The following is a 19,468-nucleotide window of genomic DNA, read 5'->3' on the forward strand; positions in this document are numbered from 1 at the left end:
CAGTCAAAACATTGCAGCGCAGCATTGCGCCAAATGCATAGCTAATGGGTGATACCTTGCCCTTTGCCGCGTTAGCGCCTAAACATTGCGCATGAGCCTTGAATCAGTCAGAGAATACTTCGCTTCCCTTGCGCCCGACGTCACAGTGCTGGTGACGGAAGCAAGCTCAGCCACCGTTACCCAAGCGGCGGAAGCGCACGCTGTGGATCCGGACCAGATCGCTAAGACGATCTGTCTGAAAGCCGGTGATACTGTTCTTCTGGTCGTCACTGCTGGCACAAAGCGACTGGACAATCGCAAATTTCGAGATCGCTTCGGTGCCAAACCGCGCATGCTGGGTGCGGAAGAGGTCGTTGAATTTACGAGCCACCCCATCGGCGGTGTTTGTCCTTTCGGGCTTCCTTCGTCGTTGCCGATTTACTGCGATGTGTCGCTGAAGAATTATGTCGAGGTCGTGCCCGCTGCCGGTGCCACCAATGCGGCGGTCCGTATCAGCCCTCACCGCATGGTCGCGCTGACGGTTGCCGAGTGGGTTGATGTCTGCCAGTGACGGCAACGTGACATCTCGTGTCCCTTAACCCCACCTTAAATCGCCGCATTTAAGCTTCATCGGGATGAAACGACGATCACATGGCAGGGTGCAGAACCGCAAAATCATGGAGCGATGTCCCGCAGATGGCAGGTAATGGCAAGTCAGGCCAGCGCGTAGAACCTTCTTTCGGGGATTTTCACGAATCCGGCGACGACCTGCGTCTTGATGCAAGCGACCGGATCAACGGGACCAGAGGCGGCACTAAAAAATCCAGACCTTCCGATCCTTTCGAGCCGCAGAAGCGCGAACGCTCCAGAAAAGCGTCGCCGACGAGCGCGAAACGGTCCAGTGGCGGCATCACAGGCTTTATCCGCTCCTGTTTCTATTGGTGCATCGTGCTCGGTATCTGGGGCGGTATCGGTGTTGCAGGTCTTGTGCTGTATTACGGTGCGCGTATGCCAAGTGCCAGCACATGGACCATACCGGAGCGCCCACCCAATCTGAAGATCGTTGCTGTTGACGGCACCGTGCTTGCCAATCGCGGCACGACAGGTGGTGAGGCGCTGGCACTGGAAGACATGTCGCCCTACCTCCCACAGGCTGTCGTTGCCATCGAAGACCGGCGTTTTTATTCGCATTTCGGCATCGATCCGTTGGGTCTGGCCCGCGCCATCTTCACCAATATAACCAGCGGCCGAACGGTTCAGGGTGGCTCAACACTAACGCAGCAGCTTGCAAAGAACCTTTTCCTGTCTCCCGACAGAACGTTAGAGCGGAAAATTCAGGAGGTGCTGCTCGCCTTCTGGCTGGAGCAGAAATACACCAAGGACCAGATCCTTGCGATGTATCTGAATCGCGTCTATTTCGGCTCGAATGCTTACGGGGTTGAGGCGGCATCGCGCCGGTACTTCAACAAGTCCGCCCGCGACGTCAATCTTGGCGAAGCTGCTCTTCTCGCCGGCTTGCTGAAAGCGCCGTCCCGCCTGTCGCCTGCGCGTGATCCGCAGGCAGCGGAGGAGCGCGCGCAGGTCGTTCTTCAATCCATGCGCGATGTCGGCTTTATCAGCGAAGACGAAATCAAGACGGCCATGTCGCAGCCGCCAACAAAGGCGAAACGCTTCTGGTCTGGTGCCGAGCACTATGCCGCAGACATGGTGCTTGAAGAAGTCCGCATGCTGGTGGGTGACGTAAAGCAGGATCTGGTTGTCGATACGACGATCGATCTCGATCTGGAAAAAGAGGCCGAAAAATCTCTCTCCGATGTTTTGAAAAGCGAGGGCAAAAAGCTCGGTGCATCACAGGCAGCACTTGCCTCCATTGATGGCACCGGCGCTATCAGAGCTATCGTCGGCGGGGCGGATTATACGGAAAGCCAGTTCAACCGTGCCTCAAAGGCAAAACGCCAGCCCGGCTCTGCCTTCAAACCTTTCGTCTATATAGCCGCACTGGAAAATGGTTTGACGCCGAATTCGGTGCGCAATGATGCGCCAGTCAAAATCGGCAAATGGACACCGGAAAATTACGATCAGAAATATCGTGGCGAAGTTACACTCGCGACGGCTATCGCCAATTCGTTGAACACCATCGCAGCGCAGCTGGTGATGGAAGTTGGCCCTGAGCGGGTGACGCAGGTCGCACACCGTATGGGGATCGAATCAGACCTGCAGGCCAATGCTTCGATTGCACTCGGTACCTCAGAAGTTTCGCTGCTGGAATTGACTGCCGCTTATGCCCCGATGATGAATGGCGGCTTCAAAGCCACGCCGCATATCGTCAAACGCATTACCGATCCTGACGGCAAGGTGCTTTACGAGAACAAATACGACAATCCACCACGCGTGTTGAGCGAAGCCATCGCTGCGACCATGAACAGCATGCTGGTCGGTGTCATCAATGAAGGCACGGGTAAGGCGGCACGACTAAAAGGTTGGCAGGCCGCTGGCAAGTCCGGTACCACGCAATCCTTCCGTGACGCACTGTTCGTCGGCTACACCAGCACGCTGACCACCGGTGTCTGGTTCGGTAATGACGATGGTACGTCGATGAAGAAGGTCACGGGTGGCGGTCTGCCTGCCAAGGCGTGGAAAGAATTCATGACGGCGGCACATGCCGGGCTCACGCCATCTCCATTGTTCGGGCTCGGCGCTTACGGTGCTCCTGAGATCGGCCAGCCGATGGCGGAAGCGTCACCGAAGTCGATTGGCGATATCATTTCGAATGCTCTGGGTGGCGCGCCTGCACCGACACCGCAAGATTATCCAGCAGCACCCGTTGGCCCTGATCAGACCGCTTCGACATCTCCCTATCCGCCAGCCGATATTCCGGCTCAGCAATTTCCGCAGCAGAATGGCGGCCCGGTTCCCCCTGCTGATGTCGGCGGTGGTGCACCGCAACGCCACGGTGCGCCGAAGCAGACGACATTGTTCGACGTGTTGATGGGCAACTGAACGGAGAAGACGCAGTCAGCAAAAAGCCCGGCGAACCGGGCTTTTCCAAATCATGTCAATTTGTTGCCGCCGGTGCGGGGGCAGGTGCCGCCGCCGCAGGGTCAGGCAGTGGTGCGGGATTGGCCGACAATGTGCGAAGATAGGCGATCAAATCGGCGCGCTCTGTCTCTTTCTTGATACCCGCAAAGCCCATGGCTGTGCCTGGAACGTGCTTCTTCGGTGCTTCGATGAAGTAGCTCAGGTGATCGTAATCCCACTTCTCGGTGCTGCCCTTCGAGAAGTCCTTCATGCCAGCGGAATAGCTGAAACCTGCATGGCTGGCGATGGGGCGGTCGACGACATCATAGAGGTTAGGGCCGACTTTATTGGGGCCGCCGCTCTCCCCGGTGTGACAGCTCATACACTTCTTGAAAACGGTCTCGCCCTTCGCAGCATCGGCACTGGCCAGAAGCGTCGCAATCGGCGTTGCCACGGCGGCGGCCTCTCCGCTTCCGCTATCGGCACCGCTTGTCTCTGCAACAATGGCGAAACCTTCCTTTTCGGGTGTCGGTGCGTGGAAAATACCTTCCGACGCTATCGATACCGACATAAGGACGAATATCGTGCCCAGAAGGGCTCCGACCGCCATGTTTACATATGAATTCATTGATTTGCGCTCCCTCACAACCGTTCGCATCAAACGGACATCTTGAAATTGCTCAAAAGCTATGGCTTTTGCACAGCCTGCGCAACTTGAATATGTTCCCCGCACCGTGACGTATTGCCACTTTTATTGCGGGATTTGAAGGGTGTTGGATGAATAATCGATATTTCGAAAAAGCCGTCGTGCTAATTCCGGCACGAATGGCTTCTACCCGTCTCCCGGGCAAGCCTTTGGCGGATATTGCGGGCCACCCCATGGTCGTTCAAGTTGCAATGCGGGCACGCGAAGCAGGTGCAGAGCGCATCGTCGTCGCTGTCGATGATGAACGCGTATTCGAAGCCGTCAAAAATGCCGGTTTTGACGTGACCATGACCCGGCAGGACCATCAGTCCGGTTCTGACCGTATCTATGAAGCGCTTCAAAAAGCTGACCCTTACGGCAATGCCGAATTCGTCATCAACGTTCAAGGTGACTTGCCGACCATCGAGCCGGAAACGATTCGCGCGTCGCTCCGTCCTATGGAAAACACTACCGTCGATATCGCGACCCTCACGGTGGAGATCACCGATGAGGAAGAAAAGACAAACCCCAGCGTGGTGAAGATCGTCGGCAGCCCTATCTCGGAGACGCGGCTACGGACGCTGTATTTTACCCGCGCCACCGCGCCCTATGGTCAAGGCCCGCTCTACCACCACATCGGGCTTTATACCTATCGTCGCGCAGCGCTTGAAAAATTCGTGACGCTGAAACCTTCACCGCTGGAACTGCGCGAAAGCCTCGAGCAATTGCGCGCGCTGGAAGCGGGTATGCGCATCGATGCGGAAATCGTTCAGTCGGTTCCGCTCGGTGTCGACACACAGGCGCAGCTTGACAGGGCGCGTGAAATCCTCGCAGACAAACAGAATTGATGGCGATCCACATGAGCAGCAACCGCATTGCGTTTCAGGGCGACTATGGTGCCAATTCCGACATGGCCTGCCGCGACGTCTTTCCCGACATGGACCCGCTGCCATGCCCGACATTCGAAGATGCTTTCAACGCGCTTGAGAACGGTGATGCCGATCTCGCGATGATCCCGATCGAGAACACGCTGGCGGGCCGCGTTGCCGATATCCATCACCTTCTGCCCGAATCGCGTCTGCACATCATCGGCGAATATTTCATGCCGATCCGCTTTCAGCTGATGGTGCTGCCGGGTGTCGGCAAAGATGAAATCAAGACCGTGCACAGCCACATCCATGCGCTGGGCCAATGCCGCAAGATCATCCGCTCCAATGGCTGGAAGCCGATTGTCGCTGGCGATACCGCTGGCGCTGCAAAGCAGGTTTCAGAGTTGGGTGACCGCAGCATGGCGGCTCTTGCGCCTCGGCTTGCTTCAGAATTGTACGGCCTCGATATTCTTGCCGAGAATGTGGAGGATTCCGAAAACAACGTGACGCGGTTCGTCGTTCTTTCGCGCGATGAAAACTGGGCGAAGAGGACAACGCCGGATGAGGTGATCGTCACCACATTCGTCTTCAACGTCCGCAACATTCCAGCAGCCCTCTATAAGGCCATGGGTGGTTTTGCCACGAATGGTATCAACATGACGAAGCTGGAAAGCTACCAACTGGGCGGCAAGTTCGTGGCCACGCAGTTTTATGCCGACATCGAGGGCCATCCAGACGACGAATCGGTGCGTCATGCGCTGGAAGAGTTGCGCTTCTTCTCGGAAAAGGTTCGCATCTTCGGCGTCTATCAAGGCCATGAGATGCGCCGCAAGCTCAACAATCTCTGAGCTTGCGATCTAATCTCACTCTGCCGTTTTGTCCCATTCGATCCAGTCGCGCATCAGCCGGTGCGCGATGGCACCGCGCGGTGGCGGAGTGCGGCCGTCTGGTGCGCTCATTTCCAGAAGACCCCGTACTTCGTCGCGGGTAAACCAGCGACAATCTTCAAGCTCAGCCTCATCGCGCGTGATGTCGAAAGACAGGGCTTCCGAAAAGCAGCCGATCATCAGTGTATGCGGCATGGGCCACGGCTGTGAGGCGTGATAACGCACGCGGCCCACATCGATATTGGCCTCCTCGTGCGTCTCGCGCCGCACGGCATTCTCGATCGTCTCACCCGGTTCGACGAAACCGGCAAGGCAGGAATACATGCCCGGCGCAAAATGGGCTCCGCGGCCCAGCAGACATAGATCGCGTTCGATATCGATGGTCAGCATGATGACGACAGGATCGGTACGCGGAAAAATCGTATGGCCGCAGGCAGCGCAGATGCGTTTGTATCCGCCGATGCGCAGTTCCATAGTGCCGCCGCAACGGCCACAGAATCGGTTGTCAGCATTCCAATTGAGCAGGCTGACGGCCTGTGCAACCTCTCCCAACAGCTCTTCGCCAATCAGCTGATCTCGGTACAGTGTCCGCGCATCGACCGGCTTGTAATGACTGGCCAGTGCATCCGCGGCAATCCCCACGGGCACGGCAACGCGCGGTTCACCAGTCTCCTTGTAACCCAGCAGGATGGCATTTTCGAAATCGGGGCTGAGTTCGGCCAATTCGTAGGCCGCAAACAGCGGGTCGAGAACCTGATCATCATGTTTGAGAACGAGTTTGTTGCCAGCAAAGGCCAGCAAATGTGTTCCCTCGATCTTCAAGGCATTGACTACGCAATCTTCGGTGCGCTTTTCGGCCATCCGGTCGATCGCGTTTTGCGCAAATGCAGTCAGGTTGCTGGGTTCTGGATGAGGGGAATTGGTATCAAAAATGCTTTGTGAGTTCATTAGAGCGCGCCGCCCAGCTTTTTCATGAAATCGTGTCTGTCATCATCCGCATAAGGGACCGGTGTGCCTTGTCCCCAGATCGGCCCGGGCCAGCACTCGTCCCCTTCATTGCGGGCGATAATGTGGATATGGAGCTGGCGAACGATATTCCCAAGAGCACCGACATTTATTTTCGTGGCTCCGGTCAAGTCTTTCAGCGTCGATGCCACTTGATTGGTCTCAAAGGTCAGCATGGCCTGATCGAGCGGCGTCAGATTGAACAGCTCGCTCATGTCGTTTCGCTGGGGAACGAGCACCAGCCATGGCCAGCGTTTATCGTTTTGAAGGCGCAATTGGCACAGGCCCAGCTTGGTAATCAGCACGCTGTCGCGGGCCAGTCTGTCGTCAAGCCGGAATGTGTCCAAGGCATCCTCCCAAATTGTTTTCGCTGTGATAGCAGTTTTTTGACGGCTTGGCTTGCATTTGGTTTTATTATTGCCGATATGTGCCTCGGGAGGTTGGTGGTGGACGAGCCACTCGCCAACCGGGTCAGGTCCGGAAGGAAGCAGCCCTAACGAGCCAGGCACGGGTCGCCGTGCCAGCCTCCCACCTTTTCTTTTTGAAGACGTGCTCAGGTTTCGCCGGGCCAGTTCGGCCACATAGCGGGCAGCACCCAATCACTGGCGAGGCGATGAGCGAAACCGGAACCAATATGCCCCAGACCAAAGAGCAGGGTACAGGTTACCGGGTTCTGGCGCGCAAATACCGCCCGAAAGACTTTTCAGATCTGATGGTTGGCCAGGAGCCGATGGTTCGCACGCTGACCAATGCGTTCGAAAGCGGCCGTATCGCGCAAGCCTATATGCTGACCGGCGTTCGCGGCGTGGGCAAGACGACGACAGCCCGTATTCTGGCACGTGCGCTGAACTACAAAACGGACGAAATCGACAAGCCGACGATCGATCTGCGTATTCCCGGCGAACATTGCCAGGCCATCATGGAAGGCCGCCATGTTGACGTGATCGAGATGGACGCGGCCTCCCACACCGGTATCGATGACATCAGAGAGATCATCGAGCAGGTCCGTTACCGCCCGGTTTCGGCGCGCTACAAAGTCTATATCATCGACGAAGTGCACATGCTTTCGACGCAGGCTTTCAACGGTCTTTTGAAGACGTTGGAAGAGCCGCCGGAGCATGTAAAATTCATCTTCGCGACGACTGAAATTCGCAAAGTTCCGATCACTGTCCTGTCACGTTGCCAGCGTTTCGATCTGCGCCGCATCAGTGCGGCCGATCTTGTCGGCCTTTTTACTGCCATTGCTGCCAAGGAAGGCATCGAGGCCGAGGCCCAAGCGCTTGCGATGATCGCCCGCGCCGCCGAAGGCTCTGCCCGCGATGGCTTGTCGTTGATGGATCAGGCGATTGCCCATGGCGGCGGACGTGTGGAGGCCGACGCCGTGCGCGGCATGTTGGGTCTTGCCGACCGTGCGCGCATCGTTGACCTCTTCCAGCATGTGGTGAAGGGCGATGTCGCATCTGCCCTGGAGGAGTTTACTGCACAGTATGAGGCCGGGGCCAATCCGGTCGTGGTCTTGAATGACCTTGCCGATTTTACCCATCTCGTGACGCGCATGAAATATGTGCCCGATGCTGCGGAAGATCCGTCGCTTTCCGAGGTGGAACGCGTCCGGGGCGCAGACTTTGCCGACACCATTGCGGTTTCCACCCTGTCCCGCATTTGGCAGATGCTTTTGAAGGGCATCCCGGAAACAGAAAACGCCTCGCGGCCCGCTGGTGCTGCTGAAATGGTGCTGATCCGCCTGTCGCACGCCGCCAATCTGCCCGCGCCGGAAGATGCGGCCCGTCGCCTGCTGGAGCTTTCCAATGGTGACGGCGGTGCTTCGAACGGTGCGCCATCAGGTGGCGGCGGCAATGGCGGCGGTGCGCGCGCCTATTCATCGACGCAAGCCGTGGCGACGGCTCAATCCTCCCCACAACGCCAGTCCGCACCACAGCCAACTGCGATGCTGCGCGCCGTGCCTGATAGCAGACCGCAAGAGATGCAGGTTGCAGCACCCAAGCAGGAAGAGCGACCGGAGCCGAAAGTTCCGGTCAATTCCCTGAGCGACATCGTTGATCTCTGCACTCAATATCGCGATCCAATTCTCAAAGCGAAGCTGCGTAATTTCGTCCATGTCGTCCGGCTTGAGCCGGGGCGGCTCGACCTGCGACTCGGCGAGGGCGCGCCCGGCTCACTTCCCGGTGAGATTGGCGTCAAGCTGAAGGAATGGACAGGCATTCACTGGCTGGTCAGTCTGAGCAAAGAGCAAGGCCAGGCGACACTTGTGGAGGCCGAAGTCAATGCCCGCGACGCGCGCCTTGTCGACGCCCGGCAGGACCCCGATGTTGCCGCCATTCTGGCGCAGTTTCCAGGCGCAAAGATCACCGACGTCCGCATTCGCACACCCGTGCCTGATGACATCGAAGACATAGCGCCACCATCCGTCGCGGAATCCAGCGAAGGCGACATCCTTCCCGGCGACGACATAGAGTTTTAAAAAATACAGGAGTTTCGACATGCGTGACATCATGGGCATGATGGGCAAAGTCAAGGAAATGCAGGCCAAGATGGAGAAGATGCAGGAAGAAATTTCTGCACTTGAAGTTGAAGGCACCTCCGGTGGCGGTCTTGTCACGGTAAAGATGAGCGGCAAGGGTTCGTTGCTTGGCGTGAAAATCGATCCGTCGCTTCTCAAGGAAGACGAGATCGAAATCCTCGAAGACCTGCTGGTCGCGGCTCACAATGATGCCAAGCAGCGTGCGGAAGCCATAACCGCTGAAAAGACGCGTGACCTGACAGCTGGTTTGCCAATTCCGCCCGGCATGAAGCTGCCTTTCTAGTAGGATTCAAGCTCGCGTCTTAACTTGTAATGGATCGGGGCGGCGAGGAATCGCTGCCTCGTTTCTTCGCTCAGCCGTTTTCCGAATGTCGCCATCGTTTCAGGAACTGAGACCTTGCTGCCTTCGAATGGATCGTAAGATACGGTGTCGCTGGCGGTCACGGCACCTCCCGAAATGACCCGACAATAAATTCCCGGGCGCGCTGCCTTTGTGTAGCGTCTCGCAAAAGTCGGGTCTTGCATGCGCGCTGTGAAGGTTGCGCAGGGAATGCGGGCGGATGTGGCCTCTAGAACAACCTCGCCGATGGTGAAACGGTCGCCTATATTGACGCCTCTGTTGTCGAGACCAGCTATGACCAAATTCTCACCAAATGTGCCGGGATCAACGGGTTTCTCAAGCGTCTCACCCCACCAAGCGAGTGTTTCTAGCCCCTCGATGTAGATAGCCTGATCGACACCGCCATGGTGTTTGCGATTGCAGATTGCATCGCCGACGATGCCCTCTGCATCGATCAGGACTGACCCCGTGACAGGGATTTTGAAAATCCCGGTTTTGTAGCTTTTGCCCGGTAATTTTTCGGCTTGCCCGATACAGACGGCATGAAGTTTCATGGCACGCAACTCCCTCAAACGATTCCGTTTTCTCTTCATATGGGCTAAAAGCAGCGAATGGCAAAACGAGTCACCGGCCCCGAAATCGAAAAACTCATTCAGCTCTTGGCGAAAGTGCCGGGACTGGGTCCGCGTTCCGCGCGGCGTGCAGCGCTGCACCTCATTAAAAAGAAAGAGCAACTGCTTGGACCGCTCGGTCATGCCATGGGCGAGGCCTATGACAAGGTCAAGGTCTGCTCCCGCTGCGGCAATGTTGATACGATGGATCCGTGCACGGTTTGTACCGATGATCGACGTGACCAGACGGTCATCATCGTTGTTGAAGATGTGTCCGATCTCTGGGCCCTTGAACGTTCTGGTGCGATGAACACCGCCTATCATGTGCTGGGCGGCACGCTCTCGCCGCTTGATGGGGTAGGGCCGGAAGACCTGAATATCAAGGGTTTGATAGAGCGCGTCAGCGCAGGCGGCATCAAAGAGCTCATCATCGCAGTGAACGCCACGGTCGAGGGACAAGCAACGGCACACTATATAACAGACCGCCTGCAGGGGCTCGGGGTCAAGATCACCCGTCTGGCGCATGGCGTTCCAGTCGGAGGCGAGCTCGACTATCTGGACGAAGGTACGCTAACGGCGGCCTTGCGTGCTCGCACGGTAATTTGAGAAGAGGAAGACTCATGCGCTTACGATTTATCGGCCCGGTCCTCGCCGCTGTCATCTGCGCGTTTTCCGCAGGACCATCGTTTTCTCAAACGATCCCGACAGGTGCCGCCGCTGAAAAATACGATGCCGAGTTCAATGCCTGGCTGAAAAAGGAAATCTGGCCGGAAGCGCGCAAAGCTGGCATTTCACAGAAAACACTTGAGGCAACGCTGACGGGTCTTTCCATCAACTGGAAATTACCCGACCTCATCATCCCCGGCCAAAAGCCACCAAAGGATCAGGCGCAAAGCCAGGCCGAGTTTTCCTCACCCGGTGCCTATTTTTCCGAACAACGTTTGCAGGGACTGGCCGCAACAGGCCGCTCACTGGCCGCCACCCATGCAGCAACGCTCAAACGCATAGAAGCGACCTATGGCGTTCCCGGCAATATTCTGATCGCCGTCTGGGGCCGAGAATCCGGCTTCGGGCGCGCCAAGCTGCCGAATGTCGTCATCGACGTTCTAGCCACGAAAGCCTACACGTCGACCCGAAAGGAGATGTTCCACACGGAGCTGATCGATGCATTGAAGATCGTCGAAAGTGGCGATATTCCTGCTTCCAAAATGATGGGTTCATGGGCAGGCGCGCTCGGCCAGCCGCAATTCATGCCGTCCAGCTATCTGAAATATGCAGTGGATTTTGATGGTGATGGCCATCGTGATATCTGGAATTCCGTGCCGGACGCCTTGGCATCCATAGCCAACTATCTTTCCAAGCGCGGCTGGCAACGCAATCGCGATTGGGGTTTTGAGGTTTCCATACCAGGCGATGTATCGTGTGCACAGGAAGGGCCTGATCTCGCCCGCCCCGTCGCCGATTGGGCCAAGCTGGGTATCACGCGAATTTCGGGAAAAGGGTTTCCTGCCAATGACTTGAGTGCAGATGGCATGATGCTGGTGCCTGCGGGGCGCAATGGACCCGAGTTCGTTGTTACGCCAAATTTCTACGTCATCAAGGAATACAACAACTCCGACCTATATGCCCTTTTCATCGGCAATCTGGCAGATCGCATCGCTTATGGTGCCGGACCATTTCAGGGAAAATGGGGCGATGTCGGCTCCATGCTGCGATCCGACGTGCTCTCCATGCAAAAGGCACTCGTCGCCAAAGGCTATGATGTCGGTAAGGCGGACGGCCTGGCAGGTTTCAAGACGCGTCGTTCGCTGGGTGACTGGCAGGCAAAGAACGGAATGCGGCCTACATGCTTTCCAGATGCGTCCTTGAAGACGAAGCTCCGGTAAGCCGCTTCCGTATCAACTGATCCTGATGGCGATATAGAGCAGGACGAGCGCGATCACCCACAGCGCCATCCGTCCCCCGCGGGTATGACGGGCTTCCGCCTTGCCAATCGCCTGGGCGGTCCGCTCATCAAAGCGCAGGCCGTGTTCGCTCATATAAACGAGATCGGCATGCAGCTTCTCCGTTTTAGCAGCGATCTCAGGTGCGGCTTCTGCAAGCTTGACGGCGGCTTTCAGTCCATCCTTCAGGTCGGTGACAATGCGCTTGGGGCCGAGATTGTCACGGATCCAGCTGCTGACGACAGGGTCTGCCGCCTTCCACATGTTGAAGCGTGGATTGAGAATGCGTGATACGCCTTCCACCACCACCATCGTCTTTTGCAGCATCACCAGTTCCGGGCGCGTTTCCATGTCGAACAGCTCGGTCACTTCGAACAGAAGTGTCAGCAATTTGCCCATGGAAATGGTTTCAGCCGGCTGACCGTGGATCGGTTCGCCGATGGCGCGGATGGCCTGGGCGAAACTCGCGATGTCATGGTGCCCGGGAACATAGCCCGCTTCGAAATGCACTTCAGCGACACGCATATAATCCCGTGTGATGAAGCCGTAGAGGATTTCAGCAAGAAACCGGCGTTCCTTTTTGCCCAGCCGCCCGGCAATGCCCATGTCCACGGCAACGATCATGCCCTGCGGATCGACGAACAGATTACCGGGGTGCATATCGGCATGGAAGAAGCCGTCACGCAGCGTGTGGCGCAGGAAAGACTGAATGAGCGTATCAGCGAGTGCATTGAGGTCGTGACCGGCAGCTTTTAGAGCGGCAACATCCGACATCTTGATGCCGTCGATCCATTCCATGGTGACGACATCGCGGCCCGTGCGTTCCCAATCCACCTCAGGCACACGAAAGCCGGGATCATCACGCGTGTTTTCGGCAATCTCGGATAAGGCCGCAGCTTCCAACCGAAGATCCATTTCGATCTTGGTGGTCTGCTCCAATGCGCGCGTGACTTCGACGGGGCGCAAACGGCGTGCCGAGCGTATAAACCGCTGCTGGAGGTCGGCAATGAGATACATGGCCTCCAGGTCGTTCTGAAACCGCTGGCGCACACCCGGGCGAATGACCTTGACGGCCACTTTCTTCTGGCCCGATGCGGTGCGCACCATTGCAGGATGAACCTGTGCAATGGAAGCTGCTGCGATCGGGTCTTTGAATTCGAGGAAAAGCTCGGAAACCGGACGTCCCAGCGATCCCTCGATATTTGCCTTCGCCGACGCGTTAGGAAAGAAGGCCATACGGTCCTGCAAGCGGGAAAGATCGTCGGCAAATTCGTTGCCCACCACGTCAGGACGAGTGGCCAGAAACTGGCCCATTTTCACATAGGAAGGCCCCAGTCTTTCCACAGCAGTTGCCAGCCGGTCACGACGATCGACCTGCTTTGCTCTGTTGCGGGCGAAAGGTTTGAGAATCGCCTTTGCTAATCTGGCTGAGGGAGGCAGGTCTTCAGATGGCAGAGCAAGCACAACGCCTTCACGCACGAGAACCCAGCCGACCTTTGCAAGCCGGAAATAAGCGCCAAGAGTGCTCATGCGGATGTCTTCTTCCTGCTCTTAAACGCCATGTCGATCAGAGCTTCCAACCGGAATGAAGGGCGGCGATGCCACCGGTATAATTGGTGTATGTGACGCGTGAAAAACCAGCCGTGCGGATCATGGCGGCAAAGTCTTCCTGATTGGGGAACTTGCGGATCGATTCCACCAGATACTGATAGGGCTCCGCGTCGCCGGTAATCATCTTGCCGAATTGCGGAATCGCATTGAACGACCAGGCATCATAGACCTTGTCCAGAAGCGGCATGTCCACTTCGGAAAACTCCAGCACCAGCAGACGTCCGCCCCGCTTGAGCACGCGGTGCGCTTCGCTCAAGGCCACATCGATGCGCGGCACGTTGCGTATCCCGAACGCGACTGTGTAAGCGTCGAAACTGTTGGCCTCGAACGGCAACTCTTCGGCGTTGGCTTCGACGAATGTCAGATTTTCGGATAGTTTTTTCTTGGCGGCCCGTTCCTCGCCCACGGCTAGCATCGAGCCATTGATATCGAGAACGGTGGAATGCGCCAGCCGATTGGAGGCTTCGATGATGCGAAAGGCGATATCGCCGGTGCCGCCTGCGACATCCAGCGTCTTATAGGAAGCGTCTTTGCGCGGGTTCAGCGCGGAAATCATCGCGTCTTTCCAGACCCGGTGCATGCCCGCCGACATGACGTCGTTCATGATATCGTAGCGTTTGGCGACCTTATGGAAGACCTCGTTGACCATGCCCTGCTTCTGGCCTTCATCGACCTTGTGGAAGCCGTAAGAGGTTTCCATGCCGCCATCGGCAGTCGTGCGGGCTTCGGTCATGAGCGGTCTCCATCATTAATTGCGTTGCGGACCATAGCGGAAAGGTGGATGCAACGCTATCTTTTGCGGTGCAAAGTGCCTGCGACATGTATGCCCGCAGGCTTTCGATCACAAGACCGTCGCGATAAACATGTGGGATAAACTCCAGTGCCAGAATTGCCCGAAGTCGAAACCGTCAGACGTGGCCTTGCGCCGACTATGGAGGGTGCCGTGGTCGAGAAGATGGAGCTCGGGCGGCCCGATCTTCGCTTTCCTTTTCCGCAGGGCTTCTCGGAGTTGGTTGAGGGAAAGCGCATCATCTCTCTCGGGCGAAGGGCAAAATATCTACTGATTGAGCTGGAGGACGGACTGACCATCGTGTCTCATCTGGGCATGTCAGGTTCCTTTCGTATCGAGAGCCCGCTAGAGATAGAAACGCCCGGAGAGTTTCATCATCCACGCTCCAAGGACGGAAAGCATGACCATGTGATCTTCCATTTGAGAGGTGCGCAAGGGGCTGTGCGCGTCATCTATAACGACCCACGCCGGTTTGGTTTCATGCATCTCGTGGATCGAGCCAATATCGATCTCTACCCTGCATTTGCTGAACTGGGACCGGAGCCGACCGGCAATGCGCTGAGCGCTGATTATCTGGCCAGCCGCTTTGATGGCAAAAGCCAACCGTTGAAAAGCACCTTGCTGGATCAGAAGGTGATTGCCGGGCTGGGCAATATCTATGTGTGTGAGGCGTTATGGCGTTCGCATCTTTCACCGCTGCGCGCCGCCGGTACACTGGTGACGAAAACGGGCAAGCCGAAGGCGCAACTCATCGAGCTCACACAGAAAATCCGCGACGTGATCGCCCATGCCATTGCAGCCGGAGGCTCATCTTTGCGTGACCACATACAAACGGACGGCACGCTGGGCTATTTCCAGCATTCCTTTTCGGCCTATGACAGGCAGGGTCATGCTTGCCGCACCCCGGATTGCAAGGGTACTATCGAGCGGATCGTGCAGGCGGGGCGCTCCACATTCTATTGCGCCGCCTGCCAAAAATAACGGGAGAGGACTTCACCATGGATTATGAGACGCTGATTGTCGAAAAGCGCGATGCGGTAGGCGTCGTCACTCTCAACCGGCCACAGGCATTGAACGCGTTGAACTCGACCCTGCTCAAGGAGTTGCGTCACATATTATCGTCGTTTTCTGCCGATGATTCCATCGGTGCCGTCGTCATCACCGGTTCCCCGAAAGCGTTTGCCGCAGGTGCCGATATAAAGGAGATGCAGTCACTGCATTTTGTCGATGCCTATCTCGGCGACTTCCTGGGTGGTTGGGACGAGGTGGCGGCCAGCCGCAAGCCGGTTATTGCAGCCGTGTCGGGTTTTGCATTGGGGGGCGGGTGTGAGCTCGCCATGATGTGCGATTTCATCATCGCTTCAGACACCGCCAAGTTTGGCCAACCGGAAATCACGCTGGGCATTATTCCCGGTATGGGCGGCTCGCAGCGACTGACACGGGCGGTTGGCAAGGCCAAAGCCATGGACCTCGTCCTGACGGGCCGAATGATGGACGCTGCCGAAGCAGAGCGGGCAGGGCTCGTTTCCCGCATCGTGCCACAGGAACGGTTGCTGGACGAGGCGCTGGAAGCAGCAAGCGTGATCGCAAAACTGTCTCGCGCTTCGGTGATGATGGCCAAAGAGAGCGTCAATCGCTCCTTCGAGGTCTCCTTGAGTGAAGGCCTGCGTTTCGAGCGCCGTCTGTTCCAGTCCCTTTTTGCGACGCAGGACCAGAAAGAGGGTATGGCGGCCTTTGTGGAAAAGAGGAAACCTGCCTTTCAAAATCGCTAGTCTCCGTCTATGGATATGGCAGAAAATCACTCTGCATTTTTCGGCTAGATCGACGCGAGGATTCGCAATATCAGCGTTTTTGCTGAAAATGCGCGTTGACGGGCAGCGGCTTTAGGGTTATATGCCCGCCCACGGTTAGGAATAGCCATCCGGCTTGTTCCAATTACTCCCGCACTCTTTGGAACGCGAGGTCTTCGACAGACCTGATCCTGTGGTTGCGGATTTTGGTTTGAATTCGAAGAGAGGCATACATGGCCAATACAACTTCGGCGAAAAAGGCGACTCGCAAGATCGCTCGCCGTACTGAAGTCAACAAGGCTCGCCGTTCGCGCGTTCGTGGTTTCATTCGCAAGGTCGAAGAAGCCATCGCATCCGGTGATCTCGCAGTCGCGGCTGAAGCCCTGAAGGTAGCACAGCCTGAGATCCAGCGCGCCGCTACTCGCGGTGTGATGCCAGGCAACACGGCAGACCGCAAAGTGTCTCGTTTGGCACAGCGTGTTAAGGCACTTTCTGCCTAATCCGGCTAATACAAATTTACTACAAAAAGCCCGGTCGTTTGACCGGGCTTTTTTTGTTTCTAACGACTTGTTAATGTTTCGACTTTTGACATGACACTTCTGCGTCACAGCGATGACGGAGAAATGATTGTAAAAACAATGACTTACAAAAGGTCTCTCAAAAGCTTCCACCCTTACCTTACGAGAGGTTGCTGAAAGGGTGAGTCAAGAGATTTTTTATTTTTCCATCAAATCAGGCTATGGAAAAACCAGAAAATTGAATCTCATTGATTCATAAGAGATTCTCCAGACAGCCGTCCAAACGATGCAAAATGGCCTGTGTGAGTCAATGGTCGATCTTCCGTTTCGCAGAAAAATCGCCATTGATCTCCACCCCCGATCCTGCCTAAATGCATCTCGACAAGGGGCAAGGATTTCTATCCACAAGCTATCTCGATCCTTGAGTATCGAAGGCATATGCTCCTTTCGGACGAGTTCTGTTTGAGTTCGTTTTTTCAGGTATCAAGGCCGGTTTGGCCGCAATCCAACGGGTTGCGGGAAAGCGAACCTGTGTCTGGTTGATGTATGTTAAAGTTGTGTTGTGGAGTTTTTGTTGAGTAATCGCAGGCCTCTCCATGATGATGAAGAAGTGGGATAACCGGCTCGCGGTGATACAAATGACTTGAGGACATATCTTTCGAGGGGAATGTCCGAGAGGGAATAATAGACGAGGGGTATCCCAGACGGACTTTGGTTCGTCGGGCTATGATTGGCAATTTGAAAGGCGGCAATATGCAATTGAATTTGGTGATGGGTGCGGTGGCAAATGGGGACCGCACACCAAAGGCATGTGATGCGGCTGGCACTGATGCGGCAGGGGACAAGCAAGATATGAAGCATGACGCGCTGTTTGAACGTTTTAGCGCGCGGCTAAAGGCGCAGGTTGGTCCCGAAGTTTACGCAAGCTGGTTTGCACGGCTGAAAATTCATTCCGTTTCCAAGAGCGTCGTGCGTTTTACCGTTCCGACGACATTTTTGAAGTCCTGGATCAATAACCGTTACATCGATCTCATCACCACGCTGGTTCAGAGCGAGGATGCCGATGTGTTGAAGGTGGAAATTCTGGTGCGCTCGGCAAGCCGTCCAGCGCGGCCCGTTCAGGTCGATGAGCGTGCTCCTTCCGCATCGGATGTCAGCACAACGGCACAAAGAGCAAAGCCTTTCATTCCGCCGCAGCCCTCTGCAAACGCACAGCTGCCCAGCACGTCGTCATCTTCGATGCGCCATTCGGGCTCCGGTCCACTGTTCGGATCGCCACTGGATAGCCGCTTCACCTTCGATACCTTCGTTGAAGGCTCGTCCAACCGTGTGGCTCTTGCCGCTGCCAAGACGATTGCTGAAGCCGGTGCCGGTGCGGTGCGCTTCAATCCGCTTTTTATCCATGCAGGTGTTGGTCTCGGAAAGACGCATCTTTTGCAGGCCATCGCCAACGCTGCCATCGACAGCCCGCGCAATCCACGCGTGGTCTATCTGACAGCGGAATATTTCATGTGGCGTTTCGCAACCGCGATCCGCGACAACGATGCGTTGACGCTGAAAGACACGCTGCGCAACATCGATCTTCTCGTGATCGATGACATGCAGTTCCTGCAAGGCAAGATGATCCAGCACGAGTTCTGCCATTTGTTGAACATGCTCCTGGACAGCGCCAAGCAGGTGGTCGTGGCTGCAGACCGCGCGCCATGGGAACTGGAATCGCTCGATCCACGCGTCCGTTCGCGTCTTCAGGGCGGCATGGCCATCGAAGTTGAAGGTCCAGACTATGATATGCGTCACGAAATGCTCACCCAGCGTATCGCGACCGCCCGTCAGGAAGATCCCGCTTTCGACATTCCCGAAGAGATCGTGTCTCACGTTGCCCGCAGCGTAACGGCCAGTGGTCGTGAACTGGAAGGCGCTTTCAACCAGCTGATCTTCCGCCGCTCTTTCGAGCCGAATCTTTCGGTGGAGCGCGTGGACGAGCTTCTGGCGCACCTCGTGGGCACGGGTGAGCCAAAACGCGTGCGCATCGAAGATATCCAGCGCATCGTCGCTAGACACTACAATGTGTCCCGCCAGGAACTGGTCTCCAACCGCCGCACCCGCGTCATCGTCAAGCCGCGCCAGATCGCCATGTATCTTGCCAAGATGCTGACGCCGCGCTCCTTTCCGGAAATCGGTCGCCGTTTTGGCGGACGCGATCACACAACGGTTCTGCATGCCGTGCGCAAGATCGAAGAATTGATTGGTGGCGATACGAAACTCGGCCACGAGGTCGAGTTGTTGAAGCGGTTAATCAACGAAAATAATGCCTGACGACAAAACGGCCAAGGAAACTTGGCCGTTTCTGCTTTTATGACACTTTTTGGCTTGTCATTTTGGACCGCGCATCGCGATCCAAAGATGGGTGACGGGGAACAGCAACATGCTGCCGCCAATGATGGCATAGGGTAAACTTGTCCAGCAACCGTCAATGACAACAATGGACGCCATGACCAGCGTGGTGAAAAGGAGCGGCGCAAGGCCGCAATAAAGGCCGATGCGGAAGTCACGCCGGTGGTTCAAGAGTTCCTGCGCGCCCTTGAACACATAAATGTACGAGAGCTTCGCCAATTTCCATAGGGCGATCGCACCGGTCCAGGACAGAGTTGCGATTGCGATGATGACGACACTTGCGAAAACACCCTGCCTTACCTCGCCATTTGCATCGACCAGATACGAAGTAAACCAAACCGGACTGAACAGGATCAGCAAGCCTGCAAAGGGAGCGCTAATAACGGCCAAAAGACCATAGGTCAGGTAGAACGGCGCTGCGAAGAACAGAATTTCCAGACAATATATGACGCGAGCCAGGACGTTCGGATCCCTCATGGCACGACC

The 19,468-nt window shown here is 56.3% G+C and carries 19 protein-coding genes and 1 other RNA gene; 13 read left to right on the forward strand and 7 right to left on the reverse strand.

Annotated elements, in window-relative coordinates:
* The first annotated feature begins 91 nt into the window (after positions 1–91).
* Both DSM25558_RS03950 and DSM25558_RS03955 read left to right on the forward strand, forming a co-directional pair.
* Complete coding sequence (locus DSM25558_RS03950; protein ID WP_077102007.1) at positions 92–550, forward strand: YbaK/EbsC family protein; 459 nt, start codon at positions 92–94, stop codon at positions 548–550.
* A 125-nt stretch (positions 551–675) separates the two neighbouring features.
* Complete coding sequence (locus DSM25558_RS03955) at positions 676–2,979, forward strand: transglycosylase domain-containing protein (protein WP_077102009.1); 2,304 nt, start codon at positions 676–678, stop codon at positions 2,977–2,979.
* Positions 2,980–3,034: 55 nt separating this feature from the next.
* Here DSM25558_RS03955 and DSM25558_RS03960 read toward each other — a convergent pair whose 3' ends face one another.
* On the reverse strand, positions 3,035–3,625 hold the full coding sequence (locus DSM25558_RS03960) for a c-type cytochrome (RefSeq protein WP_077102011.1): 591 nt from the start codon (positions 3,623–3,625) through the stop codon (positions 3,035–3,037).
* Positions 3,626–3,774: 149 nt separating this feature from the next.
* On the opposite strand from DSM25558_RS03960, the gene DSM25558_RS03965 reads away from it, so the two are divergent.
* Both DSM25558_RS03965 and DSM25558_RS03970 read left to right on the forward strand, forming a co-directional pair.
* A complete protein-coding gene (locus DSM25558_RS03965) occupies positions 3,775–4,530 on the forward strand; it encodes a 3-deoxy-manno-octulosonate cytidylyltransferase (protein WP_077102013.1) in 756 nt (251 codons plus the stop codon).
* Between the two features lie 11 nt (positions 4,531–4,541).
* A complete protein-coding gene (locus DSM25558_RS03970) occupies positions 4,542–5,399 on the forward strand; it encodes a prephenate dehydratase (RefSeq protein ID WP_371479420.1) in 858 nt (285 codons plus the stop codon).
* A 15-nt stretch (positions 5,400–5,414) separates the two neighbouring features.
* Here the strand turns inward: DSM25558_RS03970 and nudC are convergent, their stop codons facing one another.
* Positions 5,415–6,386 (reverse strand): NAD(+) diphosphatase, encoded by a 972-nt coding sequence (gene nudC / locus DSM25558_RS03975; protein WP_077102015.1) that lies wholly within the window; start codon positions 6,384–6,386, stop codon positions 5,415–5,417.
* Positions 6,386–6,790: an HIT domain-containing protein gene (locus DSM25558_RS03980; RefSeq protein WP_077102017.1), complete on the reverse strand. Its 405-nt coding sequence runs from the start codon at positions 6,788–6,790 to the stop codon at positions 6,386–6,388. The genes nudC and DSM25558_RS03980 overlap by 1 nt, the downstream gene beginning before the upstream one ends.
* An 88-nt stretch (positions 6,791–6,878) precedes the next feature.
* Here DSM25558_RS03980 and ffs point away from each other — a divergent pair.
* From ffs to DSM25558_RS03995, 3 genes are all read left to right on the forward strand, one after another.
* An RNA gene (gene ffs, locus DSM25558_RS03985) (signal recognition particle sRNA small type) lies at positions 6,879–6,975 on the forward strand.
* Positions 6,976–7,056: 81 nt separating this feature from the next.
* Positions 7,057–8,925, forward strand: coding sequence for a DNA polymerase III subunit gamma/tau (locus DSM25558_RS03990; RefSeq protein ID WP_077102019.1), 1,869 nt, complete (start codon positions 7,057–7,059; stop codon positions 8,923–8,925).
* A 19-nt stretch (positions 8,926–8,944) separates the two neighbouring features.
* Positions 8,945–9,268: a YbaB/EbfC family nucleoid-associated protein gene (locus DSM25558_RS03995; protein WP_067649648.1), complete on the forward strand. Its 324-nt coding sequence runs from the start codon at positions 8,945–8,947 to the stop codon at positions 9,266–9,268.
* Here DSM25558_RS03995 and DSM25558_RS04000 read toward each other — a convergent pair.
* Entirely contained in the window at positions 9,265–9,879 is a 615-nt protein-coding gene (locus tag DSM25558_RS04000; protein ID WP_244554110.1) for an MOSC domain-containing protein, read from the reverse strand. The genes DSM25558_RS03995 and DSM25558_RS04000 overlap by 4 nt on opposite strands.
* Before the next feature lie 57 nt (positions 9,880–9,936).
* Here DSM25558_RS04000 and recR point away from each other — a divergent pair, with 57 nt between their 5' ends.
* Both recR and DSM25558_RS04010 read left to right on the forward strand, forming a co-directional pair.
* Positions 9,937–10,542: a recombination mediator RecR gene (gene recR / locus DSM25558_RS04005; RefSeq protein WP_077102023.1), complete on the forward strand. Its 606-nt coding sequence runs from the start codon at positions 9,937–9,939 to the stop codon at positions 10,540–10,542.
* 14 nt (positions 10,543–10,556) lie between these two features.
* Positions 10,557–11,822: a lytic murein transglycosylase gene (locus DSM25558_RS04010; RefSeq protein WP_077102025.1), complete on the forward strand. Its 1,266-nt coding sequence runs from the start codon at positions 10,557–10,559 to the stop codon at positions 11,820–11,822.
* Between the two features lie 12 nt (positions 11,823–11,834).
* Here DSM25558_RS04010 and ubiB read toward each other — a convergent pair whose 3' ends face one another.
* Together ubiB and ubiE are read right to left on the reverse strand one after the other, a co-directional pair.
* Positions 11,835–13,409 carry a 2-polyprenylphenol 6-hydroxylase gene (ubiB, locus tag DSM25558_RS04015; protein WP_077102027.1) on the reverse strand — a complete coding sequence of 525 codons (1,575 nt, stop codon included), beginning with the start codon at positions 13,407–13,409 and terminating at the stop codon, positions 11,835–11,837.
* Positions 13,410–13,446: 37 nt separating this feature from the next.
* A complete protein-coding gene (gene ubiE, locus DSM25558_RS04020) occupies positions 13,447–14,223 on the reverse strand; it encodes a bifunctional demethylmenaquinone methyltransferase/2-methoxy-6-polyprenyl-1,4-benzoquinol methylase UbiE (RefSeq protein WP_077102029.1) in 777 nt (258 codons plus the stop codon).
* 147 nt (positions 14,224–14,370) lie between these two features.
* On the opposite strand from ubiE, the gene mutM reads away from it, so the two are divergent.
* The 4 genes from mutM to dnaA all read left to right on the forward strand — a co-directional run bounded on the left by mutM (position 14,371) and on the right by dnaA (position 18,904).
* Positions 14,371–15,261 carry a bifunctional DNA-formamidopyrimidine glycosylase/DNA-(apurinic or apyrimidinic site) lyase gene (gene mutM, locus DSM25558_RS04025; RefSeq protein ID WP_077102031.1) on the forward strand — a complete coding sequence of 297 codons (891 nt, stop codon included), beginning with the start codon at positions 14,371–14,373 and terminating at the stop codon, positions 15,259–15,261.
* A gap of 17 nt (positions 15,262–15,278) precedes the next feature.
* On the forward strand, positions 15,279–16,052 hold the full coding sequence (locus DSM25558_RS04030; protein WP_077102033.1) for an enoyl-CoA hydratase: 774 nt from the start codon (positions 15,279–15,281) through the stop codon (positions 16,050–16,052).
* Positions 16,053–16,303: 251 nt separating this feature from the next.
* Complete coding sequence (gene rpsT / locus DSM25558_RS04035) at positions 16,304–16,570, forward strand: 30S ribosomal protein S20 (protein WP_077102035.1); 267 nt, start codon at positions 16,304–16,306, stop codon at positions 16,568–16,570.
* Between the two features lie 870 nt (positions 16,571–17,440).
* Complete coding sequence (gene dnaA, locus DSM25558_RS04040) at positions 17,441–18,904, forward strand: chromosomal replication initiator protein DnaA (protein ID WP_244554112.1); 1,464 nt, start codon at positions 17,441–17,443, stop codon at positions 18,902–18,904.
* A gap of 57 nt (positions 18,905–18,961) precedes the next feature.
* On the opposite strand, the gene DSM25558_RS04045 is transcribed toward dnaA, so the two are convergent.
* Positions 18,962–19,459: a hypothetical protein gene (locus DSM25558_RS04045; protein WP_077102037.1), complete on the reverse strand. Its 498-nt coding sequence runs from the start codon at positions 19,457–19,459 to the stop codon at positions 18,962–18,964.
* Positions 19,460–19,468 lie beyond the last annotated feature (9 nt).

The organism is Agrobacterium sp. DSM 25558 (genome assembly GCF_900100825.1).
Classification (GTDB): Bacteria; Pseudomonadota; Alphaproteobacteria; order Rhizobiales; family Rhizobiaceae; genus Agrobacterium.

Bases quoted from the DNA above. Each gene is read 5' to 3' on its own strand.
- dnaA (WP_244554112.1), top strand. From the start codon at position 17,441: ATGAAGCATGACGCGCTGTTTGAACGTTTTAGCGCGCGGCTAAAGGCG.
- DSM25558_RS04045 (WP_077102037.1), bottom strand. From the start codon at position 19,459: ATGAGGGATCCGAACGTCCTGGCTCGCGTCATATATTGTCTGGAAATT.
- DSM25558_RS04030 (WP_077102033.1), top strand. From the start codon at position 15,279: ATGGATTATGAGACGCTGATTGTCGAAAAGCGCGATGCGGTAGGCGTC.
- DSM25558_RS03995 (WP_067649648.1), top strand. From the start codon at position 8,945: ATGCGTGACATCATGGGCATGATGGGCAAAGTCAAGGAAATGCAGGCC.
- DSM25558_RS03965 (WP_077102013.1), top strand. From the start codon at position 3,775: ATGAATAATCGATATTTCGAAAAAGCCGTCGTGCTAATTCCGGCACGA.
- ubiE (WP_077102029.1), bottom strand. From the start codon at position 14,223: ATGACCGAAGCCCGCACGACTGCCGATGGCGGCATGGAAACCTCTTAC.
- DSM25558_RS04010 (WP_077102025.1), top strand. From the start codon at position 10,557: ATGCGCTTACGATTTATCGGCCCGGTCCTCGCCGCTGTCATCTGCGCG.
- DSM25558_RS03970 (WP_371479420.1), top strand. From the start codon at position 4,542: ATGAGCAGCAACCGCATTGCGTTTCAGGGCGACTATGGTGCCAATTCC.
- DSM25558_RS04000 (WP_244554110.1), bottom strand. From the start codon at position 9,879: ATGAAACTTCATGCCGTCTGTATCGGGCAAGCCGAAAAATTACCGGGC.
- DSM25558_RS03960 (WP_077102011.1), bottom strand. From the start codon at position 3,625: ATGAATTCATATGTAAACATGGCGGTCGGAGCCCTTCTGGGCACGATA.
- recR (WP_077102023.1), top strand. From the start codon at position 9,937: ATGGCAAAACGAGTCACCGGCCCCGAAATCGAAAAACTCATTCAGCTC.
- DSM25558_RS03955 (WP_077102009.1), top strand. From the start codon at position 676: ATGGCAGGTAATGGCAAGTCAGGCCAGCGCGTAGAACCTTCTTTCGGG.
- DSM25558_RS03990 (WP_077102019.1), top strand. From the start codon at position 7,057: ATGAGCGAAACCGGAACCAATATGCCCCAGACCAAAGAGCAGGGTACA.
- ubiB (WP_077102027.1), bottom strand. From the start codon at position 13,409: ATGAGCACTCTTGGCGCTTATTTCCGGCTTGCAAAGGTCGGCTGGGTT.
- rpsT (WP_077102035.1), top strand. From the start codon at position 16,304: ATGGCCAATACAACTTCGGCGAAAAAGGCGACTCGCAAGATCGCTCGC.
- nudC (WP_077102015.1), bottom strand. From the start codon at position 6,386: ATGAACTCACAAAGCATTTTTGATACCAATTCCCCTCATCCAGAACCC.
- DSM25558_RS03950 (WP_077102007.1), top strand. From the start codon at position 92: ATGAGCCTTGAATCAGTCAGAGAATACTTCGCTTCCCTTGCGCCCGAC.